This window comes from Nocardioides cremeus (assembly GCF_030518195.1).
Lineage (GTDB): Bacteria > Actinomycetota > Actinomycetes > Propionibacteriales > Nocardioidaceae > Nocardioides > Nocardioides cremeus.
Genome location: NZ_JAULSC010000373.1, coordinates 1 through 242, shown reverse-complemented (window position 1 = coordinate 242; position 242 = coordinate 1). Strand labels below are relative to the sequence as shown.

The window sequence follows — 242 nt, the reverse complement described above, 5'->3', positions numbered from 1 at the left end:
GGCGCTGATGAAGCGCTGCTTGAGCAGGGTGACCAGGGCGTGGCGCTGGCCGTGCTCGAGGCCGCCCTCGTCACCCTCGAACAGCGAGACCGACCCGTCGTCGACCCCCACCTCGAACCCCACGTCGAACCCGTTGTCGAGCTCGCCGGGCAGGTCCTCGACGTCGGTCGGGTCGTGCTCGACGTGGGTGCTCATGCGGGGGTCTCGCTCTCTGCGTCGGGGGTCGTGCCAGCGGGGGCGGG

1 pseudogene is annotated in these 242 nt (G+C 71.9%); it reads right to left on the bottom strand.

The window, feature by feature from the left end:
- A pseudogene (locus QWJ41_RS21400) lies at positions 1 to 195 on the bottom strand (hypothetical protein); the annotation flags it as partial.
- Between the last annotated feature and the right edge of the window lie 47 nt (positions 196 to 242).